The following is a 20,650-nucleotide window of genomic DNA, read 5'->3' as shown; positions in this document are numbered from 1 at the left end:
ATTGTACCGGACTCGCGGCGAGCGAGCCGGCGGCCCCGGCGGGGATGCACGGTGCCGGCGAGCACGCTGCCGGGCTCGCGCGAGTCCCATGCCGGCGGGGTTTGCGCGGTGCGTGAGGCTATTTCCGGCGGCCGGCAACGGCCTTGCCGGGCGCAGGGGTTTTCGCGCGCGGGCGCCGGCGCGGGGTACTCGCGGGCCAGGGTGCGGCATCGAGCCGCGTTTCGCCCGCTGTCGCGTTATCCGGCTCCGGGGGCAGCACGGCTGCGAGCGGTAGCGGCCTGCGCCCGGTCAGCTCCGCCCAGCGCTTTTCCAGTGCGCCTTCCGCAATCGGCTTGATGACGGTGCCCGAACTCTGCGCGTCCCACGTTTGCACCGAGAACGGATGCACGCGCAGCGCGTCGCGGCCGATCACGACTTCGTGGCTCGCATCGACGAGCCAGTCATAGACGAAGTCGATACACAGCCGATAGCCGCGCTTGTAAGCCGGATCCGGCACCTCGTAGGGCGCACGCGTCACATAGCCCGAGCCGAACAGCCCGCGCGGCTCGGACGCCACACGATGCACGAACACGCGATCGCCCGGCAGGATGCCGCGGGCGAAGCCGCAGCCCCAGGTATCGGCGACGGGAACGCCGGCCCGCACGCGTTGCGCGAGCTCGGGCAGTTCGGGCCAGGGCCACTTCTTGGGGCTCCAGATGAGCAGGAAGGCGGTCATCGTTCGGGGCGGCCGAAAAGGCCGCAAGAATGGGAGAGGTCGAAAAAGCGGGCAGGAAAAGCGGGCAGCTTACCGCGAAGACGGCGAAGGCTGCATCGCCTTCGCCGCCGCTGCGCTTTTAAGCGTCGGGTACAATCATCGGCTTCGACGCCGCTTTGCGCCATCCGCACGGCGCGCCTATAACCGATGCAGCCGCGGCGCACCGCCCGCGGCCCGCTCCCGCGTCTCTCCATGCCCCATTCCACCCGCCGCCGGCCCGATCTCCGGCTGATCCTGCTGCTCGGCGCACTCGCGGCCTGCGGTCCGCTCGCGACGGACATGTATCTGCCGAGCCTGCCGGCCATCGCGCAGGCCTTCGGCGTTTCGACCGCGGCCGCGACGGCCACGCTCACGAGCTTCATGGCCGGGTTCGCCGTCGGCATGCTGTTGTACGGTCCGCTCTCCGATGCGTATGGCCGGCGTCCCGTGCTGCTCGGCGGCATCGCGCTCTTCACGGTGGCGAGCGTTGCGTGCTGGCTGTCGTTTTCGGTCGGCGAGCTCGTGGTCGTGCGCTTTCTGCAGGCGCTCGGTGCGGGCGCGGCTTCGGTGCTGGCGCGCGCGATTGCCCGCGATGCGCACGAGCCGTCCGACGCCGCCAAGGTGCTTTCCATGGTCGCGATCGTCACGTCGATCGGGCCGCTGCTCGCGCCGCTGATCGGCGGACAGTTGCTGCTGATCGGCGGCTGGCGCGTGGTGTTCGTTGCGCTCACACTGTTCGGCCTGACCTGCGCCGTGATGGCCTGGCTGCGCGTGCCGGAGACCTGGCCGCCCGAGAAGCGCGAAAGCGCCGCCGTGCTGCGCTCGTTCGCGGCTTATGGGCGGCTGCTGCGCGATCCGCTCGTGTGGGGGCACATGCTTTGCGGCGGTATGGCGTTCGCTTCGATGTTCACCTACATCTCGGCCACGCCCTTCGTTTATATCGAGTACTTCCACGTCTCGCCGCAGCATTACGGGCTCTTCTTCGGCATGAACGTCTTCGGCATCATGCTCGGCAACTTCCTGAACACGCGCTTCATCGGGCGCATGGGCACGCTGCGCATGGTGTCGATCGCCTCCAGAGTGAGCATCGTCGCGTCGTTCTTCGTGGCGCTGATGTGCGTGACGGGCTGGGGCGGCTTGTGGTCGATCGTCGCCGGGCTGTTCTTCGTGGTGAGCGTGGTCGGGCTCCTGAGCGCGAACTGCGCGACCGATCTCATGTATCGCTATCCCGTCAACGCAGGGGCGGCCGCGGCCGTGTTCGGCGCGGCCCAGTTGGGTCTGGGCGCATTCGCGAGCGTGGTGGTGGGGTGGTTTCCGGGTATCTCGCCGCTCGGCATGGGCTGCACGATCGGCGTGTGCGGTGCGATGACGTGGGTGGGGCGCAGCATCGTCGTGAAATGGCACGGCCGGCCCGCGCCGGGGCAGAAGACGCAGCCGGCCTCCACGTAATTGCGCGCTGGAAGAGTCGCAGACGCACAGCCGAAATGAAAATGGGACGCCGAAGCGTCCCATTTTTGTGCTACCTGTGAATCAAGGCGCTCAGTCGCGTGCCGTCGATGACGCTCCGTGGCTCAGCCAGTCGAGCACGGCGGAGGCATCGTCGTCGGCATGCTCGCGCGCGCGCTCGACGGCATCGTGCATTTCGCCGTTCGACGAAGCCCGGCGGATCGCCACGCCCACCGCGAGGATGTCGATCATCAGCAGGTGCAGGATGCGCGAAATCATCGAAAGCTGCGACTCGCGCATCTCGATGTGATCCGTTTCCAGTGCCACGGTCGCGCGCCGGGCGAGCGGCGTGTTGCTCGACGTGATCGCGATGACCTGCGCGCCGGCCTGCATGGCCACGTCCAGCACGCGCAGCAGCTCGGGCGCGCGGCCCGACTTCGACACCGCCACGATCACGTCGCCCTTGCCGAGCAGCGCGGCGGAGGCCGCCTGCATGTACAGGTCGCCGTAGGCGATGGTCGGGATGCCGAAACGGAAGAACTTGTAGTGCGCGTCCTGCGCGACGATATGCGAGTTGCCGAGCCCGTAGAACTCGATGCGGCGCGCGCCGTTGAGCAGCGTGATGGCTTCCTCGACGTGCTCGAAATTCAGGTGCTCGCGCAACTGCAGGATCGCCGAGACGGTGTTGTCGAGCACCTTCGCGCCGAAGTCCGTTGCCGTGTCGCCGAGGTGCACCTGGCTATGGCTCACGGGAATCGTACCCGTGAGGCCCGTGGCGAGCTTGAGCTTGAAGTCCGAGAGACCCTGGCAGCCGAGCGAGCGGCAGAAGCGGATCACCGTGGGCTGGCTCACGTCGGCCTTGCGCGCGATATCGACGATCGGGTCGTTGATGATCGAGCGCGGATGGTTCAGCGCGAGGTCGGCCACGCGGCGCTCGGCCGGCGTGAGCGCGTCGCGCATCTGGCGAATGCGCTCGAACACGGCCGACGAACCGCCGCCCGCGCGGTTCGCCAGTTGCTCCGCGAGGATCGCGGACACGCCGAGGAACGCCGGATATTCGGCGGTGATGACGTAGGTCGGGACGTTCGCGAGATACGCATCGAAGCGGCCCTTGGCTTCGAAGCGCTGGCGGAACGACGAGCGCGTGAAGAGTTCGCCGAGACGCGGCACCACGCCGCCGCCGATATAGATGCCGCCGAGCGAGCCGAGCGTCATCGCGATGTTGCCCGCGAAGCTGCCGAGGATGCCGCAGAAGCACTCGACCGTTTCGAGCGCGAGTTCGTCGCCTTCATGGGCGCGCTGGACGACGTCGGCCGTATCGAGGTCGGCGGCCACGCGCTTCTTGTCGCGCGCGGCGAGCGCGCGATAGATGATCTCCACGCCCGGGCCCGCGCACACGCGCTCGAACGAGACATGCGGCCACTTCTTGCGCGCGAACTGCAGCACGATATCTTCGCGCTCGTCCTGCGGCGAGAAGCTCGCGTGGCCGCCTTCGCTGCCGAGCGCGATCCAGCGGTCGTCGGCGGGAATGAGGCCCGAGACGCCGAGGCCCGTGCCCGGGCCGAGCAGGCCGATCACGCTGTTCTGGCGGCGCTGGCCGCCGCCCACCTGGACGCGCTGGGCGTCGGTCAGGCCCGGCAGCGCCATGGCGAGCGCGGTGAAATCGTTCACGACCAGCAGCGTGTCGAAGCCGAGCGCGCGGCGCGTGGCTTCGATGGAGAAGGTCCAGTCGTGATTGGTCATGCGCACCTGGTCGCCGTCGACCGGGTTCGCGATCGCGATCGCCGCATGATTCACGCGGCCGATCTTCGTGTCCTTCAGGTATTGCTGGATCACCTCCGCGACGCCGGGGTAGTCGGTGCACGGATAAACGCGGACCTGGCCGATCTCGCCCGGTCCGGTCTCGAGCGCGAAGCGCGCATTGGTACCGCCGATATCGGCGAGCAGCCTCGGTCCGTCAGCGTGCTGGCCCGCGCCCGGGGCGGTTTTATTAGGCACACCAGTAGACATCGAGTCTCACTCCCTTGTCGTTCGCCAGCTTCGAAATGGCGTTGTTCTGTTCGGCCGCGGCGGCCTGTTGCAGGACTTCCAGCTTGCGCTCGCCTGCGATCAGCAGGAACAGGCGGTCGACCTGGCGCAGCGCCTGCATCGACCACGAGACGCGCGCGTGCGGCGCGGCCTGCGGATGGACGGCCACGAACGGGCGCGCCGTGGTGATCGCTTCGTGCCACTCGGGCGCGTCTGCGAAGATCGACGCCGTGTGGCCGTCCTCGCCCATGCCGAGTACGGCGACGTTGGGCAGAAGGCGCTGCGGGTCGGCGTTGAGCGCGGCCACGTGCGCATCCAGCGTCTGGCTCACGTCCACGAGCGGCAGAAAGCGTGCGTGCGCCGCTTCGTTCTTCAGCAGCGTTTCATGCACGAGGCGCGCGTTGCTGGCCGAATCGGTTTCCGGCACCCAGCGGTCGTCCACGAGCGTGACGTCGGTGTGGGCCCAGTCGAAGCGGTGCGTCGACAGGGCTTCGAGGAAGGGGCGCGGGCTCGTGCCGCCGGAGACGGCGAGCGTCGCACGGCGCGCACCGGTCCCGGGCGCGGCGGTCTGAGCGGCGAGCGACGCATGTAGCGCATCGCCCACGGCTCGCGCCAGCGCGTCGGATTGGACGCGCGGGTCGTCGAATACGTGAAGCTCGATCACTTCTCCTCCATGCAGCTTTTTTGTAGATATCGGTCGGTTTCCATCAGTCGGTCCCGGCGCGCGCGCCTCGCGCGCACGCCGTCTTGCGTCTTCTTCAGTTCTCTTCTTCGAGCCAGCAGGTGCCGTGCTGCGCGAGCATCGCACTCGCCGCGGCGGGGCCCCACGTGCCGGCCGCATAGGGCTTCGGTGCGCGCGTGGAGGCGGCCCACTCGTTCAGGATCGGCTCGACCCATTTCCATGCCGCTTCCTGCTCGTCGCGGCGCACGAAGAGTGCGAGGCGCCCGTTGATCACGTCGAGCAGGAGGCGCTGATATGCCTCCATCTGGCCTTCGCGGAAGAACTGGTCGAACGCGAGGTCCAGATGCACGCTCGCGAGGTTCATCCCTTCGCCGGGCTGCTTCGCGAGGCAGTAGAGGCGGATGTTCTCGTTCGGCTGCAGGCGGATCACCAGACGGTTCGCCCCGGGGCGCAGCGCGGGCGCGCCGAGCGCCGAGTGCGGCACCGGCCGGAAATTCACGACGATCTCCGCCACGCGGTCCGCGAGCCGCTTGCCGGTGCGCAGGAAAAACGGCACGCCGGCCCAGCGCCAGTTTTCGATCTCGACCTTGAGGGCGACGAAGGTTTCGGTGTGGCTGTCGGGCTTGACGCCCGCTTCCGTCGCATAGGCCGGCACGGCCTGGCCGCGGATCACTCCCGCATGATACTGGCCGCGCACCGCAACCTTGCTGATATCGCCGGCGTCGATGGGCTTGAGCGCGCGCAGCACGCGCAGCTTCTCGTCGCGCACCGAGTCGGAGTCCATCGAGTGCGGCGGCTCCATCGCGACGATCGAGAGCAACTGCAACAGGTGATTCTGCACCATGTCGCGCAGTGCGCCGGTATTGTCGTAAAAGTCGCCGCGCGCTTCGACGCCGAGCTCTTCCGCAATCGTGAGCTGGATGCTCTCCACCCATTCGCGGCGCCACAGCGGTTCGAACAGGGCGTTGCCGAAGCGCAGCGCGAGCAGGTTCTGCACCGGCTCCTTGCCGAGGTAGTGGTCGATCCGGTAGATCTGGCCTTCGGCGAAGATCTCGCCGACCGCGTCGTTGATCGCATTGGACGACTTGAGATCGTAGCCGAGCGGCTTCTCCAGCACGATGCGCGAGTTCTCGTTCAGGCCGACCGCGGCGAGCGCGCGGCAGATCGGCACGAACAGCGACGGGCCCGTGGCGAGATAGAACACGCGGATGCCGGGCATCGTCTCGATGGCGTCGCGCAGCATCGCGAAATCTTCGGCGCGCGAAAGATCGAGCTTCACATAGTCGATGCGCGCGAGAAAGCTCGCCCACGCGGCTTCGTCGATTCCGTTCTTCGAGACGTGCGGCCGCACGTGCTGGTCGACCCACTGGATGTACTCGTCGCGATTTTCCTCGTGACGCGTGACGCCCACGATCCGGCCCGACTCCGCCAGCATGCCTGAACGGTGTGCTTCATACAGGGCCGGCAGGATCTTGCGCATCGACAGGTCGCCGGTAGCGCCAAAGAGCACGAACGTGAAGCCCGAATCGGTCTGCAATTGCATAGTCTCCGTCACAGTCCTGGGGAGGCCGCGGGTGGGGGTGTCGGGCGGCCGTAGTCCGATAAAATTTTTTTTGACACTGAATTGTAGTTTAACTACAATCCAAATCAAGAGGTAACGTTCATTCGATGAAAAAAGCGTGCTGCCCCGCGTCAAACGGTGGACTGGCGTGATTTCGCGAGCGGACGGAACATCCCTCATGTTAAAGGACATTGAAATTGTCGATGTGCGAGCCGGACGGCCGGTTCGCCCGCATGAGGGGGTAGCCGCGTGACGCAGGCGGCACCTCGACCTGCCGCGGGAAAAGACCCACACGAACTTGCCCGCCGGCCGGTGAAAATCAAAAGAGGAGACAGTCACTTGCATTCCGTACCACTCATCTCTTGAGCGTCCAGCGGCCGGACACCGGCTCGCGGCTCGCGCGCGTTTAATGAAAACACGCGTGCGGCACTCCGGCGCCCGACCGTCCAGTGTTTTGCCTGTTTTTTGTGCCTGTTTTAACCACACAGCACCCTGGCGACATCAGGGGCCATCTGTTTTTACTGTTCAGGTGTCTGGAGGAGATAAGCAATGAAATTCCGAGCGATCATGGGCGCCCTGTGCGCCGCAGGTCTGATGGGCGGCGTCGCGACGGCGCAGGCTGCCGAGTCCCTTGAAGTGCTGCACTGGTGGACTTCGGGCGGCGAATCGAAGGCCGTCGGCGTGCTCAAGGACGACATGCAGAAGCAGGGCTACGTGTGGAAGGACTTCGCGGTCGCCGGTGGCGCGGGCGCGGCAGCCATGACCGCACTGAAGACCCAGGTGATTTCGGGCAACGCGCCGAGCGCCGCCCAGATCAAGGGTCCGCTGATCCAGGAATGGGCCGAGCAGGGCGTGCTGGTGCCGATCGATTCGGCCGCCACCGACTGGAAGGCCAACCTGCCGCCGCAAATCGACAAGATCATGCACGCGGATGGCCACTACGTCGCGGCTCCGTTCTCGGTGCACCGCGTGAACTGGCTGTGGATCAACAAGGCTGCACTCGACAAGGTGGGCGCCAAGGCGCCGACCACGTGGCCTGAATTCTTCGCGCTGGCCGACAAGCTGAAGGCCGCGGGCTACCAGCCGGTCGCCGCAGGCGGCCAGCCGTGGCAAGACCTGACGCTGTGGGAAGACGTGGTCCTCTCGCAAGGCGCCGACTTCTACAAGAAGGCGATCGTCGACCTCGACCAGAAGACCCTCACGTCGCAGCAGATGATCGGCGTGTTCGACACGGTCCGCAAGATCGAGTCGTACATGGATAACGGCCGCACGGGCCGCGACTGGAACCTCGCCACGGCCATGGTCATCAACGGCAAGGCCGGCATGCAGTTCATGGGCGACTGGGCGAAGGGCGAGTTCGCGAACGCGAACAAGCAGCCGGGCACGGACTATGTCTGCGCGCCGGTGCCGGGCACCCTGAAGTCGTACACGTTCAACGTCGACTCGTTCGTGTTCTTCCAGCAGAAGGACCAGAAGGCGGCAACGCCGGGTCAGCTCGCGCTCGCGAAGACCATCATGAGCCCGGCGTTCCAGGAGCAGTTCAGCCTGTACAAGGGTTCGATCCCGGTCCGTCTGGGTGTGGACATGAGCAAGTTCGATGCGTGCGGCAAACAGTCGTATGCGGATGAGCAGACCGCGATCAAGTCGGGCGGCTATGTGCCGTCGCTCGCTCACGGCATGGCTCAGCCGGATGCCACCGCGGGTGCGATTACCGACGTCGTGACGAAGTTCATGAACTCGGATCAGGACTCGAAGAGCGCAGTCGAAGCGCTCGCCAAGGCAGCAAAGACGAAGTAAGCAGGGTGAGTTCCGCGTGCGGTGCGACCGGCGTTGCCGGCGCGCCGCGCGCGGCACCCTGGGCATGACGGTTCATCCCGAACCTTTTCCCGTGCGAAACGGGCCGCCGCGCCGCTTGTGAAACACAGGCACGGCCGGCGCCGTAACGTACCGTACCAGGAGTTGCGCAGTGACTGCTTCTCTTAGCGGCAACGGCAAGGCGGCCACGCCTGCTACCCGCCGCACGTCGCCGATGGCGGCGCTCGCAGACCGCTGGATTCCGAAGCTGGTGCTTTCGCCCAGCATTCTGATCAGCCTCGTGTTCGTCTACGGCTTCATCGTCATTACCGGCTATATTTCGCTGTCCGATTCGCGATTGATGCCGCGCTACGATTTTGCAGGCTTCGACCGCTACAGCGAGCTGTTCTCGAACGACGTCTGGTGGACGTCGGCGCAGAACCTCGGCTGGTTCGGCATTCCCTTTATTGCCATCTGCGTGTTTCTCGGCCTCTTTCTCGCGATCCTGCTCGACCAGCAGATTCGTCAGGAAGGCGCGCTGCGCGCGGTGTTCCTCTATCCGATGGCGCTCTCGTACATCGTGACGGGCACGGCCTGGCAGTGGATCTTCAATCCCGATCTCGGCCTCCAGCAGGTGCTGCACGACTGGGGCTGGACGAGCTTCCAGCTCGGCTGGCTCAACGACCCGGACAAGGCCATCTTCTGTATCGTGGTCGCGGCCGCCTGGCAGTCCACGGGCTTTTGCATGGCGCTCTTCCTCGCCGGCCTGCGCGGTGTGGACGGCGAAATCTTCAAGGCCGCCCAGGTGGACGGTGCGACGCTGCCCACGATCTACCGCAAGATCGTGATTCCGAGCATGCGTCCCGTGTTCTTCTCGGTGCTGCTGATCCTGTGCCACATCACGATCAAGACGTTCGACCTCGTGGTCGCGCTGACCGCGGGCGGCCCGGGTACCTCGTCGTCGCTGCCGGCCATCTTCATGTACACGTTTTCGTTCAATCGCGGGCAGCTCGGTCTCGGCGCCGCGTCGTCGATGATGATGCTCGCAACCGTCGTGGCCGTGCTCGTGCCGCTGATGTACCTGGAATCGAGGAGCACGCGCAATGCAGCCTAAGATGACGGTAAGCCGCGTGTTCATCTACGCGGTGCTGATCCTGTTCGCGGTGTATTTCCTGTTTCCGCTGTACGTGATGCTCTCGACATCGTTCAAGACGCTCGACGAACTGCACCAGGGCAACATGCTCACGCTGCCCACCCATCCGAGCTTCGCGCCGTGGGTGAAGGCGTGGGCCGAGGCGTGTACCGGCGTGCGCTGTGACGGCATGCAGCCGTTCTTCATGAACTCGGTGAAGATGGTGATCCCCGCGGTGCTGATCTCGTCGATCATCGGTGCGTTCAACGGCTACGTGCTCACGCACTGGCGTTTTCGCGGCGCGGATGCGTTCTTCACGATGCTGCTTGTGGGCTGCTTCATCCCGTTCCAGGCGATCCTGCTGCCGATGGCGCGTCTCGAAGGCTTCTTCGGCCTGTCGAACACGATCGGCGGGCTGGTGCTCGTGCACGTGGTGTACGGCATCGCCTTCACCACGATGTTCTTCCGCAACTTCTACGTGAGCGTGCCGGCCGAACTGGTGAAGGCCGCGCGCATCGACGGCGCCGGTTTCTTCACGATCTTCACGCGCATCATGCTGCCGATCTCGCTGCCCATCTTCATGGTGTGCCTGATCTGGCAATTCACGCAGATCTGGAATGACTTCCTGTTCGGTATCGTGTTCTCGGGCGTCGATTCGATGCCGATCACGGTGGCGCTGAACAATCTCGTGAACACGTCCACGGGCGTGAAGGAATACAACGTCGATATGGCCGGCGCGATCATCGCCGCGCTGCCCACGCTGCTCGTCTACGTAATCGCCGGCCGCTACTTCGTGCGCGGTCTCACGGCGGGCGCGGTGAAGGGCTAACTTCGAAAGTTTGAGAAAAGGATTTACGGTATGGCAAGCCTTTCCATTCGCGACGTCTACAAGACTTACCCCAACGGGGTGCCGGTCCTGAAGGGCGTCAACATCGACATCGAAGATGGCCAGTTCCTGATTCTCGTCGGTGGATCGGGCTGCGGGAAATCGACGCTGCTGAACATGATCGCGGGCCTCGAGACGGTCACCAAGGGCGAGATCTGCATGGACGGCAAGGTCGTCAACAATCTCTCGCCGAAGGACCGCGACATCGCGATGGTGTTCCAGTCGTACGCGCTCTATCCCTCGATGACGGTGCGCGAGAACATCTCGTTCGGCCTGAACATCCGCAAGGTGCCGAAGGCCGAGCAGACGCAGATCGTCGATCGCGTGTCGAGCATGCTGCAGATCCAGCATCTGCTCGACCGCAAGCCGGGCCAGCTCTCGGGCGGCCAGCGCCAGCGCGTTGCGATGGGCCGTGCGCTTGCGCGCGATCCGATCATGTTCCTGTTCGACGAGCCGCTCTCGAACCTCGATGCGAAGCTGCGGATCGAGATGCGCTCCGAGATCAAGCTGCTGCACCAGCGCGTGGGCAAGACGATCGTCTACGTGACGCACGACCAGATCGAGGCCATGACGCTCGGCGACCGCATCGCCGTGATGAAGGACGGTATCGTCCAGCAGTTCGGCGCGCCGCAGGACATCTACGATTCGCCGTCGAACCTGTTCGTGGCCGGCTTCATCGGCGCGCCGCCGATGAACTTCATCAACGGCAAGCTGGTGGAGCAGGGCTCGGGCGTGGGCCTCGAACTCGATACGGGCGTGGCGCGCAACGTGCTGAACCTGCCGTTCGACGCGAACAAGCTGAAGAGCCATATTGGCCAGGAAGTGGTGCTGGGCCTGCGCCCGGAGCGCATCACCGACGCGCGCAGCTCGCACGACGGCCATGGCCACGAACTGCAGCGCCATAGGGTGAAGGTCGACGTGATCGAGCCGACCGGCCCGGACACGCTGGTGTTCGCGCAAGTCAACGGCAAGCGTGTGGTGAGCCGCGTGCACCCGGGCGCGAACCCGCAGCCGCTCAACAACATGGAACTGCTGTTCGACGTTTCGAAGGCCGTGCTGTTCGATCCGAAGACGGAAGAGCGTATTGCCTGAGCGGGTTGAAGGGGCCTGAAAAGCCCGAATGGACTTGGAGCGGTATCGAAAAAAGCCTTACGTGCGGATGCACGTAAGGCTTTTTTGCTGGAGCGGCGCGAGCCGGCCGGCCCGAGAGGCGCAGGCGCCCTAGCGTTCCGCGTGCGGAGGGTGCGGGTTGTGCCCGGGCGCATGCGGTTGCAGCAGCACGAGCACCGCGCCCGCGCCACCGTCGTGCGCACGCGCCTGGCAAAACGCGATCACTTCTTCCTTCTGCACGAGCCACGCGCGCACCTTGCCCTTCAAGACCGGCTCCTTGCCGACCGAGCCGAGCCCTTTGCCGTGTATCACGCGTACGCAGCGCAGGCCGCGCTTGCCGGCTTCGCGGATGAACGCCTGCAGCGCCTCGCGCGCCTCCTCGCGGCGCATGCCGTGGAGGTCGAGCTGCGCCTGCACGATCCACGTACCGCGCCGCAGCTTCTTCACGACTTCGGCGCTCACGCCGGCGCGGTGGAAGAAGAGCGAATCGTCGGTGTCGAGCAGGGTTTCGGGATCGAAGTCGTCGGAGATCGCCTCGTGCAGCACGGCTTGTTCGTCGCGCTGCGTCTGAAGCGGCAGCGGTACGGGCGGCGAACGGCGCGCCGGCGAGCGCGGCGGTGCGTTCAACGGCGACACGGCGCCGATCTCGCGGCGAAAGAGGTCGCTGTCGGCGGCGGCTTCCACGCGTGCGGTCTGGGCGGCCGCGCGGTCGCGCTCGCGCTGGCGCGTCTGCGCCTTGAGGGCGTCGCGCAGGCTCCCCAGTCCGGCAAAGCCTTCCTGGGATTTCGCGTTGCCGCTGGTTTCGGCCGTGGAGGCGGGCTCGGCCTGGGGCACGGGTTCCGTCTCGCGCGCGGGCTTGGCGCGTCTGGGTTCGCCGGGATGAGGCACGTTCTTCGGCATGACAGAAGGCGCTGAATGGTTGAAGCGGATGAGAAGTCGGGCAGCGCGAACGCCTCGTCCGCACAAAAGAAAAAGGCCGCAGGCCAGTTGGCCGCGGCCCTCGTTGCGGGGCGCCTGCCGGCTGCCGTTCGCTATTCTAGCGGCTTGCAGCCCGGCCCGGCAGCGAGCCCTGGGCGGCCCGGCGGTCGATTGGTCGATTTAGCGCTCGGCTTCGGCGCTCATGGCGTGCGGCTGGCCGATCTCGTTGATGGTCTCGAGATAGCGCTGCGCATCGAGCGCGGCCATGCAGCCCGTGCCGGCGCTCGTAATCGCCTGACGATAGACGTGATCCTGCACGTCGCCCGCCGCGAACACGCCCGGCACGCTCGTGCCCGTGGCGTTGCCGTTCAGGCCGCCGTTCGTGATGATGTAGCCGTTCTTCATTTCCAGCTGGCCTTCGAAGATGTCCGTGTTCGGCTTGTGGCCGATCGCGACGAAGAGGCCCTGCAGGTCGATGTCGGCGGTCGCGCCCGTCTTCGCGTTCTTGATGCGGATGCCGTTGACGCCGCCCTCGTTGCCCTTGACCTCGTCGAGCACGTGATCCCACTTGATTTCGACGATGCCTTCCTTTTCCTTCTCCAGCAGGCGGTCGATCAGGATCGGTTCGGCGCGGAACTTGTCGCGGCGATGGATCACCGTCACCTTCTTCGCGATGCCCGAGAGGTACAGCGCCTCTTCCACGGCCGTATTGCCGCCGCCGACCACGGCGACGTGCTGGTTGCGGTAGAAGAAACCGTCGCAGGTCGCGCATGCCGAAACGCCGCGGCCCATGTACAGCTCTTCGCTCGGCAGGCCGAGGTACTGCGCCGACGCGCCGGTGGCGATGATGAGCGAGTCGCAGGTGTATTCGGCCGAATCGCCGATCAGGCGGATCGGCTTTTCGTCGAGTTTGGCCGTGTGGATGTGATCGAACACGATTTCCGTGTTGAAACGCTCGGCATGCTCGAGAAAACGCTGCATCAGCTCGGGGCCCTGCACGCCGTTCGGGTCTGCGGGCCAGTTTTCCACGTCGGTCGTGGTCATGAGCTGGCCGCCTTGGGCGAGGCCGGTGACGAGGAGCGGCGAGAGGTTCGCGCGCGCCGCATAGACGGCGGCCGTGTAGCCGGCGGGGCCGGAACCGAGAATCAGGACTTTGGCGTGTTTGGTTGCAGACATGGTCGAAATCCGTAGAAAGACGCTGCGAATGAGGCTTTGAAGCGGGGCCGCCCCGCGGTGCGGCGGGGCATACGCATGTAATTGGGCATCAGCCCGCAATTATAAAGGCCGGGGGCTTTTGGCGCCTCATGAAGCTTCCTCATCGCGCCGATAGCCCGGGTAGAGGCGCCCGGGCTATCGGCGCGCCGCCGGGGCGCCACTGTTGCCGGTTACCGTCATTTACAGCCGGGGCCGAAACAACGCGTTTACAATAGGCCGGATCGGACGACGGCGGCCGCGCCAGCGCGCGGACCGCGTATGCATCAAGGATCAGCACCAGGATTCAATGGCCAAAGCTACCTATTCCGCGCAGGCGCAGGCATTGCCTCACCGCATGTCGCGCCTTTTCACCGAAATCCGCTGGCTGCTGCAGGTGGCGCTGGGCGTATTCCTGCTGATGGCGCTCATCAGCTATAGCCGCCACGACCCGAGCTGGACCCACGCCGCCCAGGTCGATCACATCGCCAACTGGGCGGGCCGCGTCGGGGCGTGGACTTCGGACATTCTGCTGCTGCTGTTCGGCCTTTCGGCCTACTGGTGGGTCGTGCTGCTCGCGCGCAGCATTTCGGCGAACTACCGGCGCATCACGCGCCACGAGGCGATCGACGAAGAGGCCGAAGACAAGCCGCGCGACCACGGCTGGATCGCCGAGGGTTTCGCGTTCGTGCTCGTCCTGCTCGCCTGCGACGGCATCGAGGCGCTGCGCATGTGGTCGCTCAAGGTGCAGCTGCCGCGCGCGCCGGGCGGCGTGGTGGGCGAGGCTGTGGCGCGCGGCGTCTCGCACGCGCTCGGCTTCACGGGCGGCACGCTCGCGCTGTTGCTCGCGCTTGCGATCGGCCTGTCGCTCTATTTCCGCTTTTCCTGGCTTTCCGTGGCCGAAAAGGTGGGCGAGGGCCTCATCAACGCCGTGACGCTCGCCAAGCTGCGCCGCGAAGAGGGCCGCGACCGCAAGCTGGGCGAGGCCGCCGCGGTCAAGCGCGAAGGCAAGGTGGAGCGCGGCCGCGTGAAGATCGAGGAACACGAGCCGGTCACGATCGTGCCGCCCGTGGTCACGCCGCAGCGCTCGGAGCGCGTGGAGAAGGAGCGCCAGGTGCCGCTCTTTACCGACCTGCCGGGCGATTCCACGCTGCCCCCCATTGCGCTGCTCGACCCGGCGCCCACGACCCAGGAAACGATCTCCGACGACACGCTCGAGTTCACCTCGCGCCTCATCGAGAAGAAGCTCAAGGATTTCGGCGTCGATGTGGCCGTGGTGGCCGCGTATCCGGGCCCCGTCGTCACGCGCTACGAAATCGAGCCGGCCACCGGCGTGAAGGGCAGCCAGATCGTCAACCTCGCGAAGGATCTGGCGCGCTCGCTCTCGCTCGTCTCGATCCGCGTGGTGGAAACGATCCCGGGCAAAAATTTCATGGCGCTCGAATTGCCGAACCAGCGCCGCCAGACCGTGCGCCTGTCGGAAATTCTCGGCTCGGCCGTTTATGCCGACGCGCCTTCGGCGCTCACCATGGGCCTCGGCAAGGACATCAGCGGCAAGCCGGTCTGCGCCGACCTCGGCAAGATGCCTCACCTGCTCGTGGCCGGCACGACCGGCTCGGGCAAGTCGGTGGGGATCAACGCGATGATCCTCTCGCTTCTCTACAAGGCGAGCGCCGAACAGGTCCGCATGATCCTGATCGACCCGAAGATGCTCGAAATGAGCGTCTACGAGGGCATTCCGCATCTGCTGTGCCCCGTGGTGACCGATATGCGCCAGGCCGGCAACGCGCTGAACTGGACCGTCGCCGAAATGGAGCGGCGCTACAAGCTCATGAGCAAGCTCGGCGTGCGCAATCTCGCGGGCTACAACAACAAGATCGAGGAAGCGAACAAGCGCGAGGAGAAGATTCCGAATCCGTTCAGCCTCACGCCGGACGATCCGGAGCCGTGCCAGAAGCTGCCGCATATCGTCGTGGTGATCGACGAACTGGCCGACCTCATGATGGTGGTGGGCAAGAAGGTGGAAGAACTCATCGCGCGCATCGCCCAGAAGGCGCGTGCGGCCGGCATTCACCTGATCCTCGCCACGCAGCGTCCTTCGGTCGACGTCATTACGGGCCTCATCAAGGCGAACGTGCCGACCCGGATGGCGTTCCAGGTCTCGTCCAAGATCGATTCGCGCACGATTCTCGACCAGATGGGCGCCGAATCGCTGCTCGGCATGGGCGACATGCTCTACCTGCCGCCGGGCAGCGGCCTGCCCGTGCGCGTGCACGGCGCGTTCGTGGCCGACGACGAAGTGCACCGCGTGGTCGAAAAGCTCAAGGAGCAGGGCGAGCCGAACTATATCGAAGGCATTCTCGAAGGCGGCACGGCGGGCGAGGGCGACGAGGGCTCGGCCGGCGCGGGAACCAGCGGCACCGGCGACGAGTCCGATCCCCTATACGACCAGGCGGTCGAAGTGGTCATCAAGAACCGTCGCGCGTCGATCTCGCTCGTGCAGCGGCACCTGCGCATCGGCTACAACCGGGCGGCGCGGCTGCTCGAACAGATGGAGCAGTCGGGGCTCGTTTCCGCGATGTCGTCGAACGGCAACCGCGAGATTCTCGCGCCGTCGCGCGACGCGGATTGAAGCCGCGCTCATTTTTTCTCCTGGAGAACCCCTAGATGCAGTTTTTCGCAGGACAACACGGTCGGTTTGCCCCATTCGCTCAACGGGGTGCGCGCGCGGCGCGCGCCTGCGTCGTGGCGCTCGGCGCTTCGGTGCTGATGGTTTCGCAGGCGTTCGCGAGCGGCACCGACCAGCTCAAGCAGTTCGTCGCGCAGGTGCATTCCGCGCGCGGCGACTTCGTGCAGCGCGAGCTGAAGGTGCCTTCGGGCGCGAAGAATGCGAGCGATGCGATTGCCTCGGCCATGTCGACTTCGAAGACCTCGAGCGGCACCTTCGTGTTCGCGCGGCCCGGCAAGTTCATCTGGCAATACGAGAAGCCCTATCAGCAGCTGTTGCAGGCCGACGGCGACAATCTTTACGTCTATGACAAGGACCTGAACCAGGTCACGGAGCGCAAGCTCGGCGGCGCGCTCGGCGCGAGCCCGGCGGCGATCCTCTTCGGCAGCAACGACCTCGAGAAGAACTTCACGCTGCGCGACGCGGGCGTGAAGAACGGCATAGACTGGCTCGAACTGATTCCGAAGTCGAAGGACACGCAGTTCCAGAGCGTGGGCATCGGCTTTCGCGACGGCAACCTCGAAGCGATGGAACTGCACGACGTGTTCGGCAACGTGACGCTGCTCACGTTCTCGAACATTCAGACGAATCCCTCGCTGCCGGCTTCGACGTTCAGATTCGTGAGGCCGGCAGGCGCCGATCTCGTGACGGGCGGCGCCGACTGAGGCTGCGGACCACAAAAAAACGGGCGGCTCGATACGGGCCGCCCGTTTGCTTTTTGGTCTTCGAAGTACTTCAGGCGCTTACGTCGCGGTAAAGCGGATCACGCCGTCCGTGCCGGTCGCGCGCTTGAGCTTGCCCGCAAGCCACAGGAGGTGCAGGTGCGCCAGCGCCTCGCCCAGGGCGAAGGTCATCTGGTGGATGTCGAGCTGGCGCTTGAACATCAGCGGCACGATGTCGGCCGCGCTCTGCGGGGCCTTCGTACAGGCCTCGACGACTTCCGCGAGGCGCGCGTCGTGGTGCTCGCGCAGTTGCGCGATGCGCGTGCGCACGCCGCGAAACGGCTTGCCGTGCGAGGGCAGCACGAGCGTGTCTTCGGGCATCGTCTCGTAGCGGCCGAGCGATTCGAGGTACAGGCCGAGCGGGTTGCCCTCCGGTTCGATTTCGAACACCGAGACGTTGGTCGAGATGCGCGGCAGTACCATGTCGCCGGAAATCAGCACATGCGTTTCTTCGCAGAGGAGGGCGCAGTGCTCCGGCGAGTGGCCGTAGCCCGTCACGACGCGCCAGTCGCGCCCGCCGATCTTCACTGTGTCGGCTTCGCGCAGGCGGCGATATTGCGCGGGCAGTGCCGGCACGAGGTGCGTGTAGTAGCCGTGGCGGTTGCGCAGCTTGTCGAGCGATTCCGGGTCCGTGAGGCCGTGACGGCCGAAGTGGCGCGCCGCGCCTTCGCCGCCCGCGTTCGAGCCGTCGCCCGAGGACATCACGCGTGCGCTCGTGTATTCGCCGAGCGTGGCCCACAGGCGCACGTCCCAGCGCTGTTTGTCGCCGCCCGCGCAGATCCAGTGCGCAAGGCCGATATGGTCGGGGTGGCAGTGCGTGACGAGCACGCGCAGCACCGGCAGCCCTTCCAGCACGGTATCGAACACCTGCTCCCAGTGCGCCTTGATCGTGTCGTTGGCGATGCCGCAGTCCACCACGGTCCAGCCGGGCTGGCCGTCGATCTCGTCGCGCAGCAGCCACAGGTTGATGTGATCGAGCGCGAACGGCAGCGGCATGCGCAGCCATTTGACGCCGGGCGCAACGTCGAAGGCGTGGCCGGGCTCCGGCAGAGTGTCGGCGTAGGGGTAAGCGAGCTGGTGTTCGAGGGCGTTCATTGTGGGTGTCTTCTCCTGTCGTGGCCGGGCTGGCTGCCGCCGGCTCCCCGACATTGTCGCTGCATTGCGTCAATTCTGCAGGCCGGTATGGGGCGGACCCGGTTGCGCAAGCGTCAGGTTGACGATAACGTAAACGTCCATTGTATCGATCAACGCGGCCCAACGTCGCCCGAGGGGGGCGCTGGCGCCCCCAAGGCCCGCCGCCCATTGCACACCATGATCCAGTACACGATTACCGAACTCGCCCGCGAATTCGACGTGACGCCGCGCGCGATCCGCTTCTATGAAGACCAGGGCCTGCTCGCGCCGAGCCGGGAGGGCGCGGGCGGACTCAAGCGCGTGTTTTCGGGGCGCGATCGCACGCGGCTGCGGCTGACGCTGCGCGGCAAGCGGCTGGGCTTCACGCTCTCCGAAATTCGCACGCTGCTCGACCTGTACGAATCGCCGACCGACACGCTGCCGCAGTTGCAGGCGTTTCTCGACACGGTGGTACGCCATCGCGAGATCCTGGAGCGCCAGCGCGCCGACCTTGACGCTACGCTCGAAGACCTCGCGCAGTACGAGAGCCAGGCGCGCGAACTGCTGCTGAGGGCGAGCCCGGCCGCCCCGGCGGAAACGGCCGCCGAGGAGACAGCCGTGGAGGGCGCGAAGAAGTAGGCGCGGCCGCGATGAAACATTTCCCGAAACTGCTCTCCTCGCAGATAGGCTTCGATGTCGCGCAGACGATGCTCGAGGGCTTCAACCGTCACTACCGCAATTTCAGCGCGGCGGCGGTGCAGGCGAAGGGCCTTTTCGAAGCGGCGGACTGGCGCGGCCTGCAGCGGCTCGCGCGCGAGCGCATCACGTCCTATGACGAGCGCGTCGAAGAATGCGTGGTGACGCTCGAAGACGAGTACGACGCGGAAAGCATCGACGACGAGGTCTGGCAGCAGATCAAGCTGCACTACATCGGTCTCCTGACGACACACCGGCAACCCGAGTGCGCGGAGACCTTCTTCAATTCGGTGTGCTGCAAGATCCTGCACCGCTCCTACTTCAACAACGATTTCATCTTCGTGCGGCCCGCCATCTCGACGGAATACATCGAGAACGACGAGCCCGCGGCCAAGCCCACCTACCGCGCGTACTACCCGGGCAAGGACGGGCTCGCCGCGACGCTCGAGCGCATCGTCACGAACTTCCAGCTCGAGACGCCGTTCGAGGACCTCACGCGCGACGTGGGCTGCGTGATGCAGGCGATGCTCGACACGTTTGGCGAAGTGGAGCCGAAGGCGAACTTCCAGATCCACGTGCTCTCGTCGCTGTTCTTTCGCAACCAGTCGGCCTACGTCGTCGGTCGCATCATCAACGGCGACCTGCTCGTGCCGTTCGTCGTGCCGATCCGCCATGTCGCGGACGGCAGCGGCCGCCTCGCGCTCGATACCGTGCTGCTGCGCCCCGAGCAGTTGCTCATCCTGTTCAGCTTCTCGCACTCGTATTTTCTGGTGGACATGGAAGTGCCGTCCGCTTATGTCGAGTTCCTGCGCACCGTCATGCCGCGCAAGTCGCGCGGCGAGATCTACACGTCGCTCGGCCTGCAGAAGCAGGGCAAGAACCTGTTCTACCGCGATCTGCTGCACCACCTCTCGCATTCGTCGGACCCGTTCATCGTTGCGCCCGGCATCCGCGGCATGGTGATGATCGTCTTTACGCTGCCCTCGTTTCCGTATGTGTTCAAGGTCATCAAGGACAGCTTCCCCGTGCCGAAGGAAACTACGCGCGAACAGGTGGAGGCGAAGTACCAGCTCGTGAAGCGCCACGATCGCCTGGGGCGGCTCGCCGACACGCTCGAATATTCGAGCGTCGCGCTGCCCATCGCGCGCCTCGACGAGGCGCTCGTGCGCGAGCTGGAAACGCTCGCGCCTTCGGTCATCGAGTACGAGGGCGACAATCTCGTGCTGCGTCATCTGTACATCGAGCGCCGCATGGTGCCGCTCAATCTCTGGCTGCAGAACGGCAGCGACGAAGACGTCGCGCACGGCATCCGCGAGTACGGCAATGCGGTGAAGGACCTGATGCGCGCGAACATCTTCCCCGGCGACATGCTGTACAAGAACTTCGGCGTGACGCGTCACGGCCGCGTGGTGTTCTACGACTACGACGAGATCGAGTACCTCACCGACTGCAACGTGCGCGCCGTGCCGCCGCCACGTAATGAGGAGGACGAACTATCGGGCGAGCCGTGGTATCCCGTCGGGCCGCGCGATATTTTCCCGGAGACCTACGGCACGTTTTTGCTGGGCGACCCGCGCGTGCGCCGTTATTTCCTCGAATATCACCCCGACTTCTTCGACCCGGCGCTCTGGCAGGCGAGCAAGGCGCGCCTGCTGGCGGGCGAGGTGCCGGATTGCTTTCCCTACGATGCGTCGCTGCGCTTTTGCGCGCGCTATCCGGAGCGCTACGCGAGCGAGGCGTCGCCCGCGGCGGCGCGGGCGGCCTGATGGGGCGCGCAATGGGCAAACGGAGCGACGCTGAGTGGCGGGCGTCGCCGCGCAGCGCGCCCATGAGGCGGACAACGACGTCGTCGCGACTGGCGCGGCGAGTCCTGGCGGCCCACCGGTCGTCATCGCAGATGTCATATCGCA

The 20,650-nt window shown here is 65.7% G+C and carries 16 protein-coding genes; 9 read left to right on the top strand and 7 right to left on the bottom strand.

All coding sequences use genetic code 11. From position 1 onward, the window contains the following. Window positions 1-118: 118 nt before the first annotated feature. The gene (locus tag U5760_RS27725; protein WP_322015500.1) at window positions 119-715 is read right to left on the bottom strand and encodes a hypothetical protein; all 597 of its coding nucleotides are present in this window, start codon (window positions 713-715) and stop codon (window positions 119-121) included. Window positions 716-946: 231 nt separating this feature from the next. Between U5760_RS27725 and U5760_RS27720 the strand changes: the two genes are divergently transcribed. Beyond that, entirely contained in the window at window positions 947-2,182 is a 1,236-nt protein-coding gene (locus U5760_RS27720) for a Bcr/CflA family multidrug efflux MFS transporter (RefSeq protein WP_322015499.1), read from the top strand. A gap of 90 nt (window positions 2,183-2,272) precedes the next feature. Here U5760_RS27720 and U5760_RS27715 read toward each other — a convergent pair whose 3' ends face one another. From U5760_RS27715 to zwf, 3 genes are all read right to left on the bottom strand, one after another. Beyond that, the gene (locus U5760_RS27715) at window positions 2,273-4,189 is read right to left on the bottom strand and encodes a bifunctional transcriptional regulator/glucokinase (protein ID WP_322015498.1); all 1,917 of its coding nucleotides are present in this window, start codon (window positions 4,187-4,189) and stop codon (window positions 2,273-2,275) included. Next, a complete protein-coding gene (gene pgl / locus U5760_RS27710) occupies window positions 4,170-4,871 on the bottom strand; it encodes a 6-phosphogluconolactonase (protein WP_322015497.1) in 702 nt (233 codons plus the stop codon). The genes U5760_RS27715 and pgl overlap by 20 nt, the downstream gene beginning before the upstream one ends. Window positions 4,872-4,965: 94 nt before the next feature. After that, a complete protein-coding gene (gene zwf / locus U5760_RS27705; protein ID WP_322015551.1) occupies window positions 4,966-6,426 on the bottom strand; it encodes a glucose-6-phosphate dehydrogenase in 1,461 nt (486 codons plus the stop codon). Between the two features lie 573 nt (window positions 6,427-6,999). Here zwf and U5760_RS27700 point away from each other — a divergent pair. From U5760_RS27700 to U5760_RS27685, 4 genes are all read left to right on the top strand, one after another. Then, window positions 7,000-8,247, top strand: a complete 1,248-nt coding sequence (locus tag U5760_RS27700; RefSeq protein WP_322015496.1) for an ABC transporter substrate-binding protein — start codon at window positions 7,000-7,002, stop codon at window positions 8,245-8,247. A gap of 169 nt (window positions 8,248-8,416) precedes the next feature. After that, window positions 8,417-9,358: a sugar ABC transporter permease gene (locus U5760_RS27695; RefSeq protein ID WP_322015495.1), complete on the top strand. Its 942-nt coding sequence runs from the start codon at window positions 8,417-8,419 to the stop codon at window positions 9,356-9,358. After that, window positions 9,348-10,205, top strand: coding sequence for a carbohydrate ABC transporter permease (locus U5760_RS27690; RefSeq protein ID WP_322015494.1), 858 nt, complete (start codon window positions 9,348-9,350; stop codon window positions 10,203-10,205). The genes U5760_RS27695 and U5760_RS27690 overlap by 11 nt, the downstream gene beginning before the upstream one ends. A 30-nt stretch (window positions 10,206-10,235) precedes the next feature. Then, the gene (locus U5760_RS27685; RefSeq protein ID WP_322015493.1) at window positions 10,236-11,354 is read left to right on the top strand and encodes a sn-glycerol-3-phosphate ABC transporter ATP-binding protein UgpC; all 1,119 of its coding nucleotides are present in this window, start codon (window positions 10,236-10,238) and stop codon (window positions 11,352-11,354) included. Window positions 11,355-11,483: 129 nt separating this feature from the next. Here the strand turns inward: U5760_RS27685 and U5760_RS27680 are convergent, their stop codons facing one another. Then, window positions 11,484-12,272: a Smr/MutS family protein gene (locus U5760_RS27680; RefSeq protein WP_322015492.1), complete on the bottom strand. Its 789-nt coding sequence runs from the start codon at window positions 12,270-12,272 to the stop codon at window positions 11,484-11,486. 198 nt (window positions 12,273-12,470) lie between these two features. Next, window positions 12,471-13,466, bottom strand: coding sequence for a thioredoxin-disulfide reductase (trxB, locus tag U5760_RS27675; protein WP_322015491.1), 996 nt, complete (start codon window positions 13,464-13,466; stop codon window positions 12,471-12,473). Between the two features lie 325 nt (window positions 13,467-13,791). Between trxB and U5760_RS27670 the strand changes: the two genes are divergently transcribed. Both U5760_RS27670 and lolA read left to right on the top strand, forming a co-directional pair. After that, the gene (locus tag U5760_RS27670) at window positions 13,792-16,113 is read left to right on the top strand and encodes a DNA translocase FtsK (protein WP_322015490.1); all 2,322 of its coding nucleotides are present in this window, start codon (window positions 13,792-13,794) and stop codon (window positions 16,111-16,113) included. A gap of 35 nt (window positions 16,114-16,148) precedes the next feature. Beyond that, entirely contained in the window at window positions 16,149-16,874 is a 726-nt protein-coding gene (lolA, locus tag U5760_RS27665; RefSeq protein ID WP_322015489.1) for an outer membrane lipoprotein chaperone LolA, read from the top strand. A gap of 78 nt (window positions 16,875-16,952) precedes the next feature. Here lolA and U5760_RS27660 read toward each other — a convergent pair whose 3' ends face one another. After that, complete coding sequence (locus tag U5760_RS27660) at window positions 16,953-18,026, bottom strand: MBL fold metallo-hydrolase (protein WP_322015488.1); 1,074 nt, start codon at window positions 18,024-18,026, stop codon at window positions 16,953-16,955. Between the two features lie 216 nt (window positions 18,027-18,242). On the opposite strand from U5760_RS27660, the gene U5760_RS27655 reads away from it, so the two are divergent. Both U5760_RS27655 and aceK read left to right on the top strand, forming a co-directional pair. Further along, window positions 18,243-18,683: a MerR family DNA-binding transcriptional regulator gene (locus tag U5760_RS27655; protein WP_322015487.1), complete on the top strand. Its 441-nt coding sequence runs from the start codon at window positions 18,243-18,245 to the stop codon at window positions 18,681-18,683. Window positions 18,684-18,694: 11 nt separating this feature from the next. Then, window positions 18,695-20,506, top strand: a complete 1,812-nt coding sequence (gene aceK, locus U5760_RS27650) for a bifunctional isocitrate dehydrogenase kinase/phosphatase (protein ID WP_322015486.1) — start codon at window positions 18,695-18,697, stop codon at window positions 20,504-20,506. Window positions 20,507-20,650 lie beyond the last annotated feature (144 nt).

Origin of the sequence: Paraburkholderia sp. J12 (assembly GCF_905220215.1) — a bacterium.
Lineage (GTDB): Bacteria > Pseudomonadota > Gammaproteobacteria > Burkholderiales > Burkholderiaceae > Paraburkholderia.
Note: the sequence above shows the minus strand (reverse complement) of the source record. Positions and strands in the feature narration are given on the sequence as shown.